Raw genomic sequence first — 15,134 nt, forward strand, 5'->3', positions numbered from 1 at the left:
GTGTGGAAGTGCAGTAATGCATTAAGCTAACTGATACTAATTGCCCGTAAGGCTTGTCCCTATAACCTTGACGGTTATAGTCAACAACAAGCATTTACCTGTGTTTGAGATACCCCACTTTACTTCTTCCAGATTCAGCAGTCGCGTTGCCCTATCGGGAACGAGACTGTGTACAAGTCATGCCTGATGACCATAGCAAGTCGGTCCCACCCCTTCCCATCCCGAACAGGACCGTGAAACGACTTTGCGCCGATGATAGTGCTGCAACCAGTGTGAAAGTAGGTTATCGTCAGGCTGTTATATAGAGAAACCCCCGTCAGTGATCTGGCGGGGGTTTTTCGCATTCTACGTGGATAATTTGCACTGCAAACCGCGCTTCTTGTTTTCGATCATGCAGCCCCCGGGGTTTTTATTTATCCTTCGGCGTTGGCGAACCGCCGCGTTTCTCTCCAAATTTCTTTCCAGTCGGTTTTCTCCCGGTAACAGCAAGTTATACTGTTCGCAGTATTTCATCGTGAGACAGAATGCTTCCGATTTTGAATCCCGCCTCCAATGTCGGTGTCGCAATGACAGCCCTGTATGGCTTGCTGGGACTGACTTCATTGCTGGTGCAGCGTCTCGCAAGGCCCACCGGAACGCTCCGGTCGCAGGTCAATGCCTGGTGGCGCATCTTCCCCTTCGTCACCATCGCACTGCTGCTGTATCCGCTTGGTCCGCTCATGCTGGGCTGCCTGATTTATGCGCTGGCCGTCAGTGAACTGATGCCGCATGCCGGCATGCCCGCCTGGCGAATGACAACGCATGCGATGCTCCTTGCGGCTTCGGTTGCAGTGCTGGAGTGGCAGCTACCAGCCACGGCCACTTTCCTCGTGCCGCTCTCGATTGCAGCAGCATTCTGTTATTTCCAGCAGTTCGCAGGCCGGACTCCATTGATCCACCTGCTGCTATTGCTGACGGCCTCCGTGGGCTGGATCCTCGCCCGCTTCAGTACCCTGTCATTCGGCACCGACGGCAACCTCGCGTGGCTGTTCTACCTGTTCATCGTCACTGCGCTCAACGATATCGGCCAGTTCGTTGCGGGCAAACTGTTCGGCAACCGCAGGATCGCACCGACCATCAGTCCGAACAAGACGTGGCAGGGCCTGGCCGGTGGCCTGGTCGTCTCGCAACTGGTCACGCTCATCCTGGGCACTTATCTGCAGCTTGGCGATGCCGGAACCCTGGCTCTCTACGCCGTGCTGCTGTCGCTGGGAGGCTTTGCCGGCGACCTGCTGTTTTCCGCGGCCAAGCGCTACCTTGGCATCAAGGATTTTTCGCAGCTGATTCCCGGCCACGGCGGGATTCTGGACCGGGTCGACAGCCTGGTCGTCACCGCGCCGCTGCTGTACTGCCTGCTGCTCAACCACCACTGAGGATCGCACGATGAAGCAAGAGAATCCCGCTGCCTGGGTCATGTCCGAAGCCGGTTTCGATGCCAACGACGGCACCCGCCTGTTCTACCGCACCTGGGCGCCCAGGGCACCCCGCACCGACGCACCGCAGCGCGCCCTGGTGTTCCTGCACCGCGGTCACGAACACTCGGGCCGCATCGCGCAGCTGGTGGAACGCTTCGCCTGCCAGCAGGACTGGGCCTTTGCCTTCGATGCGCGCGGCCATGGCCATTCGCCCGGCGAGCGCGGTGCGGCACCCGGTTTCGCCACGATGGTGGACGATCTCGATGCCTTCGTGCGCCACATCGCGCAGCTGCATGGCATCGCCGTCGAAGACATGCTGGTGGTGGCGAACAGCGTTGGCGCCGTCGTTGCCGCCACGTGGGTGCACGATTACGCGCCTCGCATTCGTGGCCTCATCATGGCTGCCGCCGCGTTCAGCATCAAGCTGTACGTGCCGCTGGCAAAGCCGGGACTGCGATTCGCCCGCAAGTTCAAGCCGAACCTGTTCGTCACCAGCTACATCCGTCCCGGCATGCTCACGCATTCGCCCGAAGAGGCGCAGGCGTATGCCAGCGATCCGCTGATCGCCAAGAGCATCTCCGCGCAGATACTGCTGGAGCTGGCCGATACCGCGGAGCGCATCGTGCAGGATGCGGCCGCGATCGACGTACCCGTGCTGATGCTCGTGGCGGACAAGGATTACGTGGTCCATGAAGCGCCGCAGAAGCTGTTCTTCGAGCGGCTATCGTCGCCGCTCAAGCGCTACGTGCGACTGCGCGACTGCTACCACGCCGTGTTCTACGAGCGCGACACCTCCGTCGCCATGCAGGCCAGCCGCGAGTTCGTCGAGGCCTGCTACGCCACGCAGCCGCTGCCGGCGGCGCACTACGCCGATGCCGACCGCACCAGTGCCAGCGCGCGTGCCTATGCGGCGCTGGAGCGCAACGAATACGGCACCGCCTTCACCCGCGCGTCGCATGCCATGCAGCGTTCGATGCTGAAGGCCCTGGGCCCGCTCAGCAACGGCATGCGCATCGGCCTCACGCACGGCTTCGACTCCGGCGAATCGCTCGACTACGTGTACCGCAACCAGGCCGGTGGCCGCCTGTTCGGCGCCTTCATGGACCGCGGTTACCTGGACGCCGTCGGCTGGCGCGGCATCCGCGTGCGCAAGGTGCAGCTGCAGGCACTGCTGGCGGACTGCATTGCCGCGCATGATGGCAGGACGCCGCTGCGCATCCTTGATATCGCCGCCGGTTCCGCGCGCTACATGCTGGAGACGGTGAAGCGCTTCCAGGAGCGCGACATCGAAGTGACGCTGTGCGACTATGCGCAGCACAACGTGGACCGCGCGCGCCAGCTGGCGGCGGACCTGCAGCTGCGCGCGAAAGTCGACTGTCGCCTGCGTGATGCGTTCGATCCGGCCAGCTATGCAGGCGAAGAAGGCCGCTACGACATCGTCGTCGTCTCCGGCCTGTTCGAACTGTTCACGGAAAATGCACCGGTGCTGACGGCACTGCAGGGCGTGGTGCGGAGCCTGAAGCCGGGCGGCTGCGTGATCTACACGGCGCAGCCCTGGCACCCGCAGGTGGAAATGATCGCCGGCACGCTGACCAACCACCGCGGCGTGCCGTGGCGGATGCGCCCGCGCCCGCAGGTGGAGATGGATGCGCTGGTGCGGCTGGCCGGCGCCGCCAAGGAACGTACCCTGATCGGCGTCGACGGCATCTTCACGGTGTCGGTGGCGCGCAAAGCCGCAGCGCCTGGCGCAGCCGGTTGAACGCGGTCAGCACGCACAGCACCAGCACCACCCACAGCAGGCCGTTGCTCCACACCGGCGCGACGCCTGCGCCGACCAGCAGGGCGATCACACCGAAGGCGAACGCCCGGTCGCTCTTGCCCATCGGGCCGTCGAAGCGGCGGCCCGCGCCCACGCCCTGCGCCAGCACGCCGGCAAATTCGGCCAGCAGGGCCAGCACCACGCCGGCCACAACGAGCGGCGCGGAAATCCCCGCAGCGAACGCAAACGGCAGGTACAGCGCCGCATCGGACACCTGGTCGCACATCTCGTTGAGCAGCGCGCCCAGCACCGTCTTGTTGCCCGTGGCATTGGCCAGCATGCCGTCGATCGCGTTCAGTGCCATGCGCAGCAGCAGGAAGGCCGGCAGGCCGTACCACAGGCCACTGCGTTCCGGCGCCCAGGCCAGCGCCGCACCGTAGGCGCAGGACAGGCACATCGCCACCAGCGTCACCTGGTTGGGCGTGATGCCGGCCCGTGCGAGAGCGGACAGGGTGGGGCGCAGCAGCTGCTGGAAGCGCGGTTTCAGCTGGTAGATCGAGAACGACACGGGCGAAGGCTCCTTGCATAGAGGCGGGCGATGAAACGGCTGCGGCTGTACCCCATGGCACAGTGCAGGAAGATCTGGTGGCCCTGGCGATGCTGCGCCGCCATCAGCGCCAGGATGGCACGCAATTGCGACGGGCGGGGCGCCTGCAGGTCCAGCAGCGGGAGGTGACGATACCATCCGCGGCGCAGTGCCGGCGTTTCCGGCAGCTCCGCGCACAGGTCGATCACGTGGCAGTCGGGCGGCAGCAGGCGGGCTTCCGCGTCGGCGAGGCGCCGGCCGATGAACAGGCCTGGCCCGGCAAGTTCGAACGGTGCACGATGCCGCTCGCGCCAGCGCACCAGCAGCCAGGTGAGCCGGTAGCCGGCGAGATAAGGCCAGTACAGAAGCCAGCTCGCAATGGTGTGGCGACCGTTGCGCTTGCGCGTGAAATGCGGATCGCGGCGCGCGTAGGCCAGCGCCACCAGCGCCAGGCAGGCCGCCCCGTACACGGCCAGCCAGTACCCGAGCAGGAACCAGCCGATGTGCAGCGTCACGCCCGCCATGAGCGCGTAGTAAAACGCGACAGTCGTCTGTCGCGTCGTGCCGGGCCGTACCAGCAGCGCCGCGGCCAGGCCCAGAAGCAGGCCGCCGGCGACGTCCAGCACATGATGCTGCCACGTGGTCAGGGTGCTGAGGGCCACCAGCGCGAGCCAGCCGCCCAGCACCGCGCGCCGCCAGCCGCCTAGCAGAGGATGCAACGCCAGCCAGAACACCACGCAGTACGCCACGTGCAGCGACGGCAGCTGGTTGAACGGCCGGTCGACGGCGTCCAGCAGGCGGTACGCGGCGCCCAGGAAAACGTCATCGAGGACGGGGCGGGACCAGGTAAACCGCGCCGGATACAGCGCAAAGACCAGCGCCGCGGCCACGGTGCAGAACAGCATGCGCCGGCTGACGACGCGCAGCGCCTCGGCGTGCGGCGCCGCCAGGAACACCAGTGTGAAGAAGATGCCGGACGTGGCATAGAACACGATCGTCCACGGCCAGAACGGCAGCCCGTGATCGGCTGCCAGCGCCACGCTATGCTGCGCCGGCAGCCGCGCCGCCATGTGCGCGCTGGCCTGGTAGCACAGGCCGAACACGAGCCAGTTGAGCAGCAGGTGCCCGGCGCGCAGGCGCCAGCCGAACGGCGGCGCGCGCGACGGCAATTGTGGAAGAGGCGGCATTTGTGCATTATGCATGGCATGCAATCAGCCCATCAATATGACAGCTGCCTGGTGCTGGCCGGCGGCGGTTTCCGCTTCGGCTACTACCTGGGCGTGCATGCCGCCGCAGAGGATTCCGGCCACGCGCCGGACGTGCTGCTGGCCAGCTGTGGCGGTGCGCTGGCCGCGGCGGCAATCGCGCGCCTGCCCGATGCGGCGGCGCGCAAGGCCTGGCTGCAGTCGCCCGAACTGTTCGCCTTCCTGGCGCGGCTCGGCTCCACGGCCCGCGCGGCGCCGCTGTCGGTGCTCGCTGCCGCGGCATGGCGCTGGCTGGACCGGTCGGCCGTCCCGCGCGTGCCGGACCTGTTCGACGATTACCTGTTCGAGCTGTCGTCGCCCTTGCCACTGCCGCCGCCGGGCACCAGCGACACGGTGGCCGTGGCCATCGTCGGCGGCCGGCTGCTGTTCGAACCCGGTGACGTGGGCCGGCCGCGCGGCGATCGCGCCCTGTTTGCCGAGACGGTATTTGGCAATGAGCGCGTGGCAGCGCTGCTGGATGACATGGAAGCCCCGGCCGCCGATTCGCGCTGGAGCAGCGGCGCCGTTGCCGCGCAACTGGAAACGGACAGCACCATGCCGCTGGAAGACGCGGTGCGCATCTCGCTGGCGGACATGGTCTACTTCCGCTGCCATACGTATGACAGCCGCCATTACACGGGCGGCGTGATCGACCTGTTCCCGGTGGAGATCGCGCAGCGGCTGGCGCGGCGGGTGGCAATGGAGCGCAAGCCGCCACTCAACCCCTGGCTGATGGCGCCGGCCTGGCGCCGCGTGCTGGGCATCGACGGGCCCGCGCGCCTGCGCCACGTGCATGCGCAGCCGTTGGATGCGTGGATCGACACGAGTGACGTCGGCCAGGCGCTGCGCGAACACGGCATGCGCAAGGCCATCTTCTGGCGGGACAACCGCGTCCGCCTGGTGGCGCCGGCCAGCTACGGGGCGTACCGCGTCCAGACGGAGGCGCAATGGCAATACGGGTACCAGCGCGCGCTGGCCGCCTTTCACCAGGAGGATCGTCCATGCGCATCATGATCATCGGCGGCACGCGGGGCATCGGCCTGGCCCTGGCCGAGCATTACAGCAAACAGGGCGCCACGCTGGCCCTGTGCGGACGCGACCCCGCGCGCCTCGCCGGGCATCCGCTGGCAAACGACCCGCACGTCACGCTGCATGCGGTGGAAATCACCGACCGGGCATCGGCCGAACGGGCGATGGACAGCTTCGGTCCGCTGGACCTGCTGATCGTGACTGCCGGCGCCTACACGGATGCGGCGGCCATCGCGGCAGACAAGGAAGCGACCTTGCCGGTACTGCACACGAACGTGGTCGGCCTGTGTCACGCGTTCGACGCGGCATCGGCCCGCATGCGCCGGCAGGGCCACGGCCAGCTGGTGGTGCTGGCATCGATCGCCGGCCTGCTGAAGGACTATCCGGGCGCCTCGCTGTACAGCGCCAGCAAGCGCGCCGCGCTGGCCATCTGCGACACCTACCGCAAGGCGCTGGCACCGTTCGGCATTGCCGTCACGGCCATCGTGCCCGGCTATGTCGATACGGCGCGCCTGCGCGAACTGAACGACGGCGATGCCGGCCGCAAGCCCTTCCTGCAGACGGAGGCGCAGGCTGTGCGGCATATCGTGGGCGCGATCGCGCGGCGCGAGGCCCGTTACGTGTTCCCGTGGCAGCTGCACGTACTGGTACGGCTGTTCAACCTGCTGCCACGGCCGCTGCAGGCGTTCCGCAAAAAATAAGAGCCCGCACGCGGCGGGCCCTCGATCAGCAACGAAACAATCAGAAGCGGTAAGCCAGCTTCACGACGCCGTAATCCACGCCGCTGTTCGGCTTCTTGATGCTGCCGTTCGAGAAGTGCTGGAACTTCACCGCCACTTCCCAGTTCTTGTTGAACACATAGCCAACGCCGATGTGGTCACCGAACTGGAACGCCGTCGACAGGCCGTCGTCGTTGTTGTCGTAGTGGTGCGACATCACGTGGGCGCCGATGCCCAGTTCCGCGTAGGCGCCCAGCTTGTTGGTGTTCTCGAAGCGGAACACGGGGGTGAAGCCGATATCGACGATGTGCGACTTGTCGCCGGGGACGTTCCTGTATTGGCGCAGCTGCCAGTAGCCGATGCTGGCGTCCCAGTAACCCGTCAGGTGGGTGCCGTTCGAATCGAACCAGCTCCAGCTCGGGTCCCAGTTCTTCGTCGCGCCGGCGCGGGCCATGCGCACCTTCGATGCGGTACCGAATTCGCCGTAGACGCCTTCCACCAGCGGACCTTCGGCGGCAAAAGCGGCATTTGCCGCCATCAATGCGGCCAGGGCCGCGATCATTTTCTTCATGTGCTGTGCTCTCAAAGTGACATGCTGTATGCGTAACGATACGGCAATCCGGATATTGTACCCATCTTCGCGAAAACGGGCCGGACGCACCCGATTTGCTAGAATCGCCGCCATTTCCGCACGTTCCGGGCTCAAAACATGGCATTTTCCACGCGAATCGCATTTCTCGGTATCGGCTTGATGGGGGAGCCGATGGTGCGCCGGCTGCTCGGGGCGGGCTTTCCGGTCACGGCCTGGAACCGCACCGCCAGCAAGGCCGCGGCGCTGGTGGACGCCGGCGCGATCGCGGTGCCGCTGCTGGTCGATGCGGTGCGCGACGCGGACATCGTCCTCTCCATGCTCGAAGCGGGACCGGTGGTCGGCGCCGTCATCGCGGCGGCCTTGCCGGCCCTGCGCCCGGGCACGCTGTGGATCGACATGAGCTCCACGCGCCAGTCCGAAGCCCACGATTTTCATGCCGCGCTCGCGGAAGCGGGCTGCCGCTTCGTCGATGCGCCCGTGTCCGGCGGCGTGGGCGGTGCGGGGGCGGGCACGCTGGCCATCATGGCAGGTGGGACGCCGGAAGACATCGACGAGGCCCGTCCCGTATTTGAAGCGATGGGCAAGGTCACGCGCGTGGGGCCGGCCGGCGCGGGGCAGGTGGCCAAGCTGTGCAACCAGCTGATCGTGGGCGGCACGCTCAACATCGTGGCGGAGGCGCTGCTGCTGGCGCATGCGGCCGGTGCGGATCCGGCGTCCGTGCGGGACGCGATCCGCGGCGGCTTTGCCGAAAGCCGCATCCTCGACGTGCATGGCCAGCGCATGCTGGAGCGCAATTTCATGCCGGGAGGGCAGGTGACGACGCAGCTGAAGGACCTGCACAACATCCTTGCCGCGGCGGCGGCGGCCGGTGTCGCGCTGCCTGTCACCAGCCTGGTGACGGAGCGCTACGAGTCGATCCGCGAGGTGTATCCGCAGGCCGACCATTCGGCGGCGCTGCTGGCGCTGGAGCGCCTGAATCCCGGCCAGCGCGTGGGCGGGGCGCCCGACCAGCTGCCTGCAGAGTAACGCAGCCGATAACGCAGCAAATTAACGCAGCGGCAGCGCCGTCTCCCAAAGCCGCACCCGAAACAATCGTCCATTCTGGCGGCACCTTCGCGCCGGGCGGGCGAACCGGGCTACCGCAGCGGCAGCGCCGCCTCCAGCCGCACCTGGAAGGAATCGCTCGTTCTGGAGGCACCTTCGCGCCGGGCGGGCAAACCGGTCTATCGCAGCGGCAGCGCCGTCTCCACCAGCCGCACCCAGAAGCTGGCGCCCACCGGCAGCAGGTTGTCGTTGAAGTCGTAGCTGCCGTTGTGCAGCACGCACGGGCCCAGGCCATGGCCGCCTTCGCGGTGATCTCCTTCACCGTTGCCGATGAAGATGTAGCAGCCCGGCTTCTCCTGCAGGAAGAAGGCGAAGTCCTCGGCGCCCATCGTCGGCTCCACGTTCGTGTTCACCTTGTCTTCGCCGACGACGGCCTTCATCACCCCGGCGGCAAAGCGCGTTTCGTTCGCGTGGTTGATCAGTGGCGGGTAGTTGCGCTTGAACTGGAAGTCCACTTCGGCGTCGAAGCTGGCGGCGATGCCTTCGGCCAGCGCGCGCATGCGGCGCTCGATCAGGTCCAGCACGGGCGTTGTGAAGGTGCGCACGGTGCCCACCAGCTGCGCCGTGTCGGGAATCACGTTCGTCGCACTGCCGGCATGGATCTGCGTGATCGACAGTACGGCCGTGTCCAATGGGCTCTTGTTGCGGGTGATGATCGTCTGCCAGGCCTGGGCGATGTGCACGGCAATCATCACGGGATCGATGCCGTTGTGCGGCTGGGCCGCATGGGCGCCCTTGCCCCTGACCGTCACGTGGAATTCGTTCGACGAGGCCATCATCGGCCCCTCGCACACATTCATCGTGCCGGCCGCATAGCCGGGCCAGTTGTGCATGCCATAGATGGCTTCCATCGGGAAGCGCTCGAACAGGCCGTCCTCGATCATCTTGCGCGCGCCGGCGCCGCCTTCCTCGGCCGGCTGGAACACCAGGTAGACGGTGCCGTCGAAGTCGCGCTGCCGGGCCAGGTGGTAGGCGGCGCCCAGCAGCATGGCCGTGTGGCCGTCATGGCCGCAGGCGTGCATCTTGCCGGGGTGGCGCGAGGCGTGCGCGAAGGTATTCACTTCCTGCATCGGCAGCGCGTCCATGTCGGCGCGCAGGCCGATCGCACGGGGCGAGGTGCCATTCTTGATGATGCCCACCAGGCCCGTGATGCCGATGTTGCGGACGACGGGAATGCCCCATTCCGCCAGCTTGGCGGCCACGGCATCGGAGGTGCGCACTTCTTCGTAGGACAGTTCGGGATGCGCATGCAGGTCGCGGCGGATCTGCTGCAGCGCGGATTGAAACGCAATGATGGGTTCGACGAGTTTCATCTGGCTCTCCAGGTGAGGTCTGTCGCGCAGACGGAGCCGGCTGCGCGCTGTGTGGGCCATAGTAGCGATCGGATCATTGTAGCCCTTATAACACTCGCCCGGCCACCCCCTCGGCCCGAGCATTTGCCGGCGCGATCGTTTACCATGGTGGATTGCTTTCCACTGCCCGACCGGATTCACATGACTACCACCCAGGTGCGCGCGACCTGCCCGCACGACTGCCCCGACACCTGCGCCATCCTCGTGACCGTCGAAGACGGCGTGGCCACCGAGATCAAGGGCGACCCCGACCATCCCACCACCGCCGGCGTGCTGTGCACGAAGGTGGCCCGCTATGCCGAGCGCACCTATTCGCCGGACCGGCTGCTGTACCCGCTGCGCCGCGTCGGCAGGAAGGGCGAGGGCCGGTTCGAGCGCATCAGCTGGGACGAGGCGCTCGACGAGATCGCCGCGCGCCTGAAGCCGCTGGCCGCCACGGCGCCGGAAGCGATCCTGCCGTACAGCTACTGCGGCACGATGGGCCTGCTGCAGGGCGAATCGATGTCGCTGCGCTTCTTCCACAAGCTGGGCGCCTCGCTGCTGGACCGCACCATCTGCGCGATGGCCGGGTTCACCGGCTACAAGTACACGATCGGCGGCTCGATCGGCACGGACCTGGAACAGTTCCAGGACGCGAAAGTGATCCTGATCTGGGGCGGCAATCCGATCGCCTCCAACCTGCACTTCTGGATGCGCGCCCAGGAAGCCAAGCGGCGCGGCGCCACGCTGGTGGCCATCGACCCGTACCGCTCGCTCACGGCCGAGAAGTGCCACCTGCACGTCGCACCGATGCCGGGCACCGATGCGGCGCTGGCGCTGGGCATGATGCACGTGCTGATCGCCGAGAACCTGGTCGACGAGGACTACATCATCCAGTACACGCTGGGCTACGGGCAGCTGAAGGAGCGCGTGGCGGAATGGACGCCGGCGCGTACGGCCGCGACCTGCGGCATCCCGGAAGAGCAGGTGCTGCAGCTGGCGCGCCTGTACGGGCAGGCGGCGAAGGAGGGCGATCCGGTGGCGATCCGCGTCAACTACGGCGTGCAGCGCGTGCGCGGCGGCGGCATGGCGGTGCGCAACATCGCCTGCCTGCCGGCGCTGGTCGGCGCCTGGCGCCATGCGGCGGGCGGCATCCAGCTGTCCACCTCCGGTTCCTTCCCCACCAACAAGCCGGCGCTGCAGCGTCCCGACCTGCTGCCGGACCTGGCGAAGCTGCCGCGCACCATCAACATGACGACGATCGGCGACGATCTGCTGCGCCCCGCCTCGCCCGAATTCGGTCCGCGCGTGGATGCCGTCATCGTCTACAACTCGAACCCCGTGGCCGTGGCACCGGATTCGTCGAAGGTGCAGGCCGGCTTTGCCCGCGAGGACCTGTTCACGGTGGTGCTGGAACAGTTCCCCACCGATACGGTGGACTACGCCGACATCGTGCTGCCGGCCACCACGCAGCTGGAACACACGGATGCGCACCTGGCCTACGGCCACCTGTACATGATGGCCAACAACCCGGCCATCGCGCCGATGGGCGAGGCCAAGCCGAACACGGAGATCTTCCGCCTGCTGGCCGCGCGCATGGGCTTCACGGACGACTGCTTCCGCGAATCCGATGACGAGATGGCGGCCAGCGCCTTCCGCAAGGACGACGCCCGTGCCATCCACTTCGACTGGGATTCGCTCAGGCAGAAGGGCTGGCAGAAGCTGGCCATGCCGGATGCCCCGTTCGCGCACGGCAGATTCCCCACACCGTCCGGCAAATGCGAGTTCTTTTCGGCGAGCATGGCGGCGGACGGTCTCGATCCGCTGCCGGCCTACATCGCCAACTACGAATCGGTGGCATCGACGCCACAGCTGGCAGAAAAATACCCGCTGGCAATGATCTCCCCGCCGGCGCGCAATTTCCTCAATTCCACGTTCGTGAACGTGCAGAGCCTGCGCGCCACGGAGGGCGAACCGCGCCTCGACATCCATCCTGACGATGCGACAACACGTGCCATCAACCACGGCGATATGGTGCGGATCTTCAACGATCGGGGGGCGTTCGTGTGCAAGGCGCGGGTCACGGACAAGGCCCGCAAGGGGCTCGTGGTGGGGCTGTCGATCTGGTGGAAGAAGCTGGCCGGCGATGGCAAGAACGTCAATGAAGTCACCAGCCAGCGCCTGACCGACATGGGCCGCGCGCCAACGTTTTACGATACACTGGTGCAGGTCGAACGTGTCTCATGAGTAGGAACCATGCGGAAGATTGCCCGCACCTTCATCCCCGCCAGCAAACGTGCCAGGTACCTGCTGGCCGGGCTTTCCTGCGCGGCGATGCTGGCCGGTTGCGCGCAGGTGAAGTACTACGTGCAGGCGGCGCAGGGCCAGTATTCGCTGTGGTCCGATTCGCGTCCCGTCGATGACTGGCTGGGCGATCCGAACACCGAACCGAAGCTGCGCGCCCGCCTCGAGAAATCCGTCGTCATCCGCAAGTTCGCGGTCCAGCAACTGGGCCTGCCGGACAACGCCAGCTACAAGCAGTACGCGGCACTGAACCGTCCCTTCGTGCTGTGGAACGTGGTTGCCACGCCCGAGCTGTCGCTGCGCCCGATCCAGTGGTGCTTCCCGATCGCCGGCTGCGTGGCCTACCGCGGCTACTACAACAAGGAAGACGCCATGGCCTATGCGGCGGAGCTGCGCGCCGAGGGCGACGACGTGCAGGTGGGCGGCGTGCCGGCCTACTCCACGCTGGGCTGGTTCAGCGATCCGCTGCTGTCCACCTTCATCAACTACTCCGATGCCGAGCTGGCGCGCATGGTGTTCCACGAGCTGGCGCACCAGGTGGTGTACATCCCCGGCGATTCGCGCTTCAACGAGGCGTTTGCTTCGGCAGTCGAGGAGGCCGGTGTCGACCGCTGGCTGGACCTGTACGGCAACGAGGCGATGCGCGAGGCCTACCTGCGCTACAGCACGCGCCGCAAGGAATTCCTCAACCTGCTGGTGAAGCACAGGCAGCGGCTCAGCGACCTGTATGCGGGCAAGGCCAGCACGAAGAAGAAGCGCGAGGAAAAGGCGCGCATCTTCGCGTCGCTGCAGTCCGAATACGCCGTGCTGAAAGCCAGCTGGGGCGGCTACGCGGGCTACGACCGCTTCTTTGCCGAAAAGCTCACCAATGCCCACCTCGCCGCCGTCGCCACCTATAATGACCTGCTGCCCGGCTTCAAGGCCCTGCTGGCCCAGGAAAAGACGTTTCCGCGCTTCTATGCGGCAGTGCAGCGCATGAGCAACCTGCCTTCCGTGGAGCGCAACGAGCGCCTGGCGCAGCTGGCCCAGGCTGCCATGCCCGCCCCGGTGAGCACGGTGGCGGACAATACCCTGCAGCGGCCGGGCGAACGCGTCGGCGGCCACTGACTGCGTCCTGGCACGGCCCGGGCGAAACAAAAAGCGCTTGCATACGGTCGTGCCTGCCGATAGCATCTGGTGTCGTGGATAGCACGAGCGTTCGTTTTTTTGGGACGGCTCCGGCACTGTGCGCCGGCCACGGTATAAAAACACGGAGACAAGAGGCACAGCATGGATAAAACCTGGTTGACATCGTACCCGCCCGGCGTTCCCGCCGAGATCGATACGCACCAGTACCGCTCGCTGGTACACCTGCTGGAAGAATCCTTCCAAAAATACGCGCAGCGCAAGGCCTACGTGTGCATGGACAAGTCCATCACCTACGCGGAGCTCGATGCCTATTCGAAGCGCATCGGCGCCTGGCTGCAGAGCCGCGGCATGAAGAAGGGCGCGCGCGTGGCGCTGATGATGCCGAACGTGCTGCAGTACCCGATCGCGATCGCCGCCGTGCTGCGCGCCGGCTACACCGTCGTCAACGTCAATCCGCTGTACACGCCGCGCGAGCTGGAACACCAGCTGGTCGATTCGGGCGCGGAAGCCATCATCATCCTGGAGAACTTCGCCGCCACGCTGGAAGGGGTGCTCGGTCGCACGGCCGTGAAGCACATCATCGTGGCCAGCATGGGCGAGCTGCTGGGCGTGGCGAAGGGCCTGATCGTCAACTTCGTGGTGCGCAGCGTGAAGAAGCTGGTGCCCGCATATTCGCTGCCGAACGCGGTGCGCTTCAAGGAGGCGCTGTCGCATGCGGGCAGCATGAAGCTCGTCCCGGTCGACCTGCACCACGAGGATGTCGCCTTCCTGCAGTACACGGGCGGCACCACGGGCGTGTCGAAAGGCGCCACGCTCACGCACCGGAACGTGATCGCCAACGTGCTGCAGACCGAAGTCTGGCTGCAGCCGGGCATGGCGAAGGCGCCGCAGGTGGAGGAGGTGTCGATCGTCTGCGCGCTGCCGCTGTACCACATCTTCGCGCTGACGGCCTGCGCGATGCTGGGCATGCGCATCGGCGCGCTGAACATCCTGATCCCGAACCCGCGCGACATCGGCGGCTTCATCCGCGAGCTGGCCAAGTACAAGTTCAACATGCTGCCGGCCGTGAACACGCTGTACAACGCGCTGGTGAACCATCCGGATTTCCAGCACCTCGATTTCTCCGGCCTGAAGATCGCCAACGGCGGCGGCATGGCCGTGCAGCAGGCCGTCAACGACAAGTGGCTCAAGGCCACCGGCGTGGCCATCATCGAGGGCTACGGCCTGTCCGAGACGGCACCCGTCGCCACCTGCAACCGCGCCGACAGCACGGCGTTTTCCGGCACCATCGGCCTGCCGATTCCGTCCACCGAAGTGCGCATCCTCGATGACGAGGGCAACGAGGTGGCGCTCGGCCAGCCGGGCGAGATCGCCATCCGCGGCCCGCAGGTGATGACGGGCTACTGGAACCGGCCGGACGAAACGGCCAAGGTGATGACCCCCGATGGCTTCTTCAAGTCGGGCGACGTGGGCGTGATGGACGAGCGGGGCTACGTGAAGATCGTCGACCGCAAGAAGGACATGATCCTGGTCTCCGGCTTCAATGTGTACCCGAATGAGCTGGAGGCGGTGGTGTCGGCCCATCCGGGCGTGCTGGAAGTGGCGTGCATCGGCGTGCCGGACGCGCATTCCGGCGAGGCCGTGAAGCTGTACGTGGTGCGCAAGGATCCGGCGCTCACGGCCGACACATTGATGGCCTATTGCCGCGAAAACCTGACGGGCTACAAGCGGCCGAAGCACATCGAATTCCGCGACGAGCTGCCGAAGACGAACGTGGGCAAGATCCTGCGCCGCGTGCTGCGCGACGAGGTGACGGACACGGCGGCCGACAAGGCCGACAGCAAGGCCACGGCGGCATGATGGCCGTGCCGCAGGCCGGCGCGG

12 protein-coding genes and 1 rRNA gene are annotated in these 15,134 nt (G+C 66.2%); 9 read left to right on the forward strand and 4 right to left on the reverse strand.

The features are described from left to right. The first annotated feature begins 182 nt into the window (after positions 1-182). The 3 genes from rrf to IP91_RS22665 all read left to right on the forward strand — a co-directional run bounded on the left by rrf (position 183) and on the right by IP91_RS22665 (position 3,213). A 5S ribosomal RNA gene (gene rrf / locus IP91_RS22655) occupies positions 183-295 on the forward strand. Positions 296-566: 271 nt separating this feature from the next. Beyond that, entirely contained in the window at positions 567-1,412 is an 846-nt protein-coding gene (locus IP91_RS22660) for a phosphatidate cytidylyltransferase (protein WP_158643190.1), read from the forward strand. A 10-nt stretch (positions 1,413-1,422) separates the two neighbouring features. After that, entirely contained in the window at positions 1,423-3,213 is a 1,791-nt protein-coding gene (locus tag IP91_RS22665; protein ID WP_145652260.1) for a bifunctional alpha/beta hydrolase/class I SAM-dependent methyltransferase, read from the forward strand. On the opposite strand, the gene IP91_RS22670 is transcribed toward IP91_RS22665, so the two are convergent. Together IP91_RS22670 and IP91_RS26550 are read right to left on the reverse strand one after the other, a co-directional pair. Beyond that, the gene (locus IP91_RS22670; protein WP_229474855.1) at positions 3,164-3,781 is read right to left on the reverse strand and encodes a CDP-alcohol phosphatidyltransferase family protein; all 618 of its coding nucleotides are present in this window, start codon (positions 3,779-3,781) and stop codon (positions 3,164-3,166) included. The genes IP91_RS22665 and IP91_RS22670 overlap by 50 nt on opposite strands. Beyond that, positions 3,757-4,986 (reverse strand): phosphatase PAP2 family protein, encoded by a 1,230-nt coding sequence (locus tag IP91_RS26550; RefSeq protein WP_158643191.1) that lies wholly within the window; start codon positions 4,984-4,986, stop codon positions 3,757-3,759. Before IP91_RS26550 ends, IP91_RS22670 begins: the two co-directional genes overlap by 25 nt. 18 nt (positions 4,987-5,004) lie before the next feature. Between IP91_RS26550 and IP91_RS22680 the strand changes: the two genes are divergently transcribed. Both IP91_RS22680 and IP91_RS22685 read left to right on the forward strand, forming a co-directional pair. Beyond that, positions 5,005-6,057, forward strand: a complete 1,053-nt coding sequence (locus tag IP91_RS22680; protein WP_158643192.1) for a patatin-like phospholipase family protein — start codon at positions 5,005-5,007, stop codon at positions 6,055-6,057. Continuing rightward, positions 6,045-6,773 carry an SDR family NAD(P)-dependent oxidoreductase gene (locus IP91_RS22685; protein WP_158643193.1) on the forward strand — a complete coding sequence of 243 codons (729 nt, stop codon included), beginning with the start codon at positions 6,045-6,047 and terminating at the stop codon, positions 6,771-6,773. The genes IP91_RS22680 and IP91_RS22685 overlap by 13 nt, the downstream gene beginning before the upstream one ends. A 40-nt stretch (positions 6,774-6,813) precedes the next feature. On the opposite strand, the gene IP91_RS22690 is transcribed toward IP91_RS22685, so the two are convergent. After that, positions 6,814-7,362, reverse strand: coding sequence for an acyloxyacyl hydrolase (locus IP91_RS22690; RefSeq protein WP_229474857.1), 549 nt, complete (start codon positions 7,360-7,362; stop codon positions 6,814-6,816). Positions 7,363-7,500: 138 nt separating this feature from the next. On the opposite strand from IP91_RS22690, the gene IP91_RS22695 reads away from it, so the two are divergent. Beyond that, the gene (locus IP91_RS22695; protein ID WP_145652269.1) at positions 7,501-8,409 is read left to right on the forward strand and encodes an NAD(P)-dependent oxidoreductase; all 909 of its coding nucleotides are present in this window, start codon (positions 7,501-7,503) and stop codon (positions 8,407-8,409) included. Between the two features lie 197 nt (positions 8,410-8,606). Here the strand turns inward: IP91_RS22695 and IP91_RS22700 are convergent, their stop codons facing one another. Continuing rightward, positions 8,607-9,800 carry a M20 aminoacylase family protein gene (locus tag IP91_RS22700; RefSeq protein WP_145652271.1) on the reverse strand — a complete coding sequence of 398 codons (1,194 nt, stop codon included), beginning with the start codon at positions 9,798-9,800 and terminating at the stop codon, positions 8,607-8,609. A gap of 180 nt (positions 9,801-9,980) precedes the next feature. Here IP91_RS22700 and IP91_RS22705 point away from each other — a divergent pair, with 180 nt between their 5' ends. From IP91_RS22705 to IP91_RS22715, 3 genes are all read left to right on the forward strand, one after another. Further along, the gene (locus IP91_RS22705) at positions 9,981-12,065 is read left to right on the forward strand and encodes a molybdopterin-containing oxidoreductase family protein (protein ID WP_145652272.1); all 2,085 of its coding nucleotides are present in this window, start codon (positions 9,981-9,983) and stop codon (positions 12,063-12,065) included. Between the two features lie 9 nt (positions 12,066-12,074). Continuing rightward, the gene (locus IP91_RS22710) at positions 12,075-13,229 is read left to right on the forward strand and encodes an aminopeptidase (protein WP_229474861.1); all 1,155 of its coding nucleotides are present in this window, start codon (positions 12,075-12,077) and stop codon (positions 13,227-13,229) included. Positions 13,230-13,391: 162 nt separating this feature from the next. Further along, entirely contained in the window at positions 13,392-15,110 is a 1,719-nt protein-coding gene (locus IP91_RS22715) for a long-chain-fatty-acid--CoA ligase (RefSeq protein WP_145652274.1), read from the forward strand. Positions 15,111-15,134 lie beyond the last annotated feature (24 nt).

Origin of the sequence: Pseudoduganella lurida, assembly GCF_007830455.1 — a bacterium.
In the GTDB taxonomy this organism is placed as follows: Bacteria; Pseudomonadota; Gammaproteobacteria; order Burkholderiales; family Burkholderiaceae_D; genus Rugamonas; species Rugamonas lurida.

What these genes read in the sequence shown, in the direction of transcription:
- IP91_RS22685 (WP_158643193.1), top strand. Translation starts at nt 6,045, where the DNA reads ATGCGCATCATGATCATCGGCGGCACGCGGGGCATCGGCCTGGCCCTG.
- IP91_RS22660 (WP_158643190.1), top strand. Translation starts at nt 567, where the DNA reads ATGACAGCCCTGTATGGCTTGCTGGGACTGACTTCATTGCTGGTGCAG.
- IP91_RS26550 (WP_158643191.1), bottom strand. Translation starts at nt 4,986, where the DNA reads ATGCCGCCTCTTCCACAATTGCCGTCGCGCGCGCCGCCGTTCGGCTGG.
- IP91_RS22690 (WP_229474857.1), bottom strand. Translation starts at nt 7,362, where the DNA reads ATGAAGAAAATGATCGCGGCCCTGGCCGCATTGATGGCGGCAAATGCC.
- IP91_RS22715 (WP_145652274.1), top strand. Translation starts at nt 13,392, where the DNA reads ATGGATAAAACCTGGTTGACATCGTACCCGCCCGGCGTTCCCGCCGAG.
- IP91_RS22705 (WP_145652272.1), top strand. Translation starts at nt 9,981, where the DNA reads ATGACTACCACCCAGGTGCGCGCGACCTGCCCGCACGACTGCCCCGAC.
- IP91_RS22695 (WP_145652269.1), top strand. Translation starts at nt 7,501, where the DNA reads ATGGCATTTTCCACGCGAATCGCATTTCTCGGTATCGGCTTGATGGGG.
- IP91_RS22680 (WP_158643192.1), top strand. Translation starts at nt 5,005, where the DNA reads ATGCAATCAGCCCATCAATATGACAGCTGCCTGGTGCTGGCCGGCGGC.
- IP91_RS22665 (WP_145652260.1), top strand. Translation starts at nt 1,423, where the DNA reads ATGAAGCAAGAGAATCCCGCTGCCTGGGTCATGTCCGAAGCCGGTTTC.
- IP91_RS22700 (WP_145652271.1), bottom strand. Translation starts at nt 9,800, where the DNA reads ATGAAACTCGTCGAACCCATCATTGCGTTTCAATCCGCGCTGCAGCAG.
- IP91_RS22710 (WP_229474861.1), top strand. Translation starts at nt 12,075, where the DNA reads ATGCGGAAGATTGCCCGCACCTTCATCCCCGCCAGCAAACGTGCCAGG.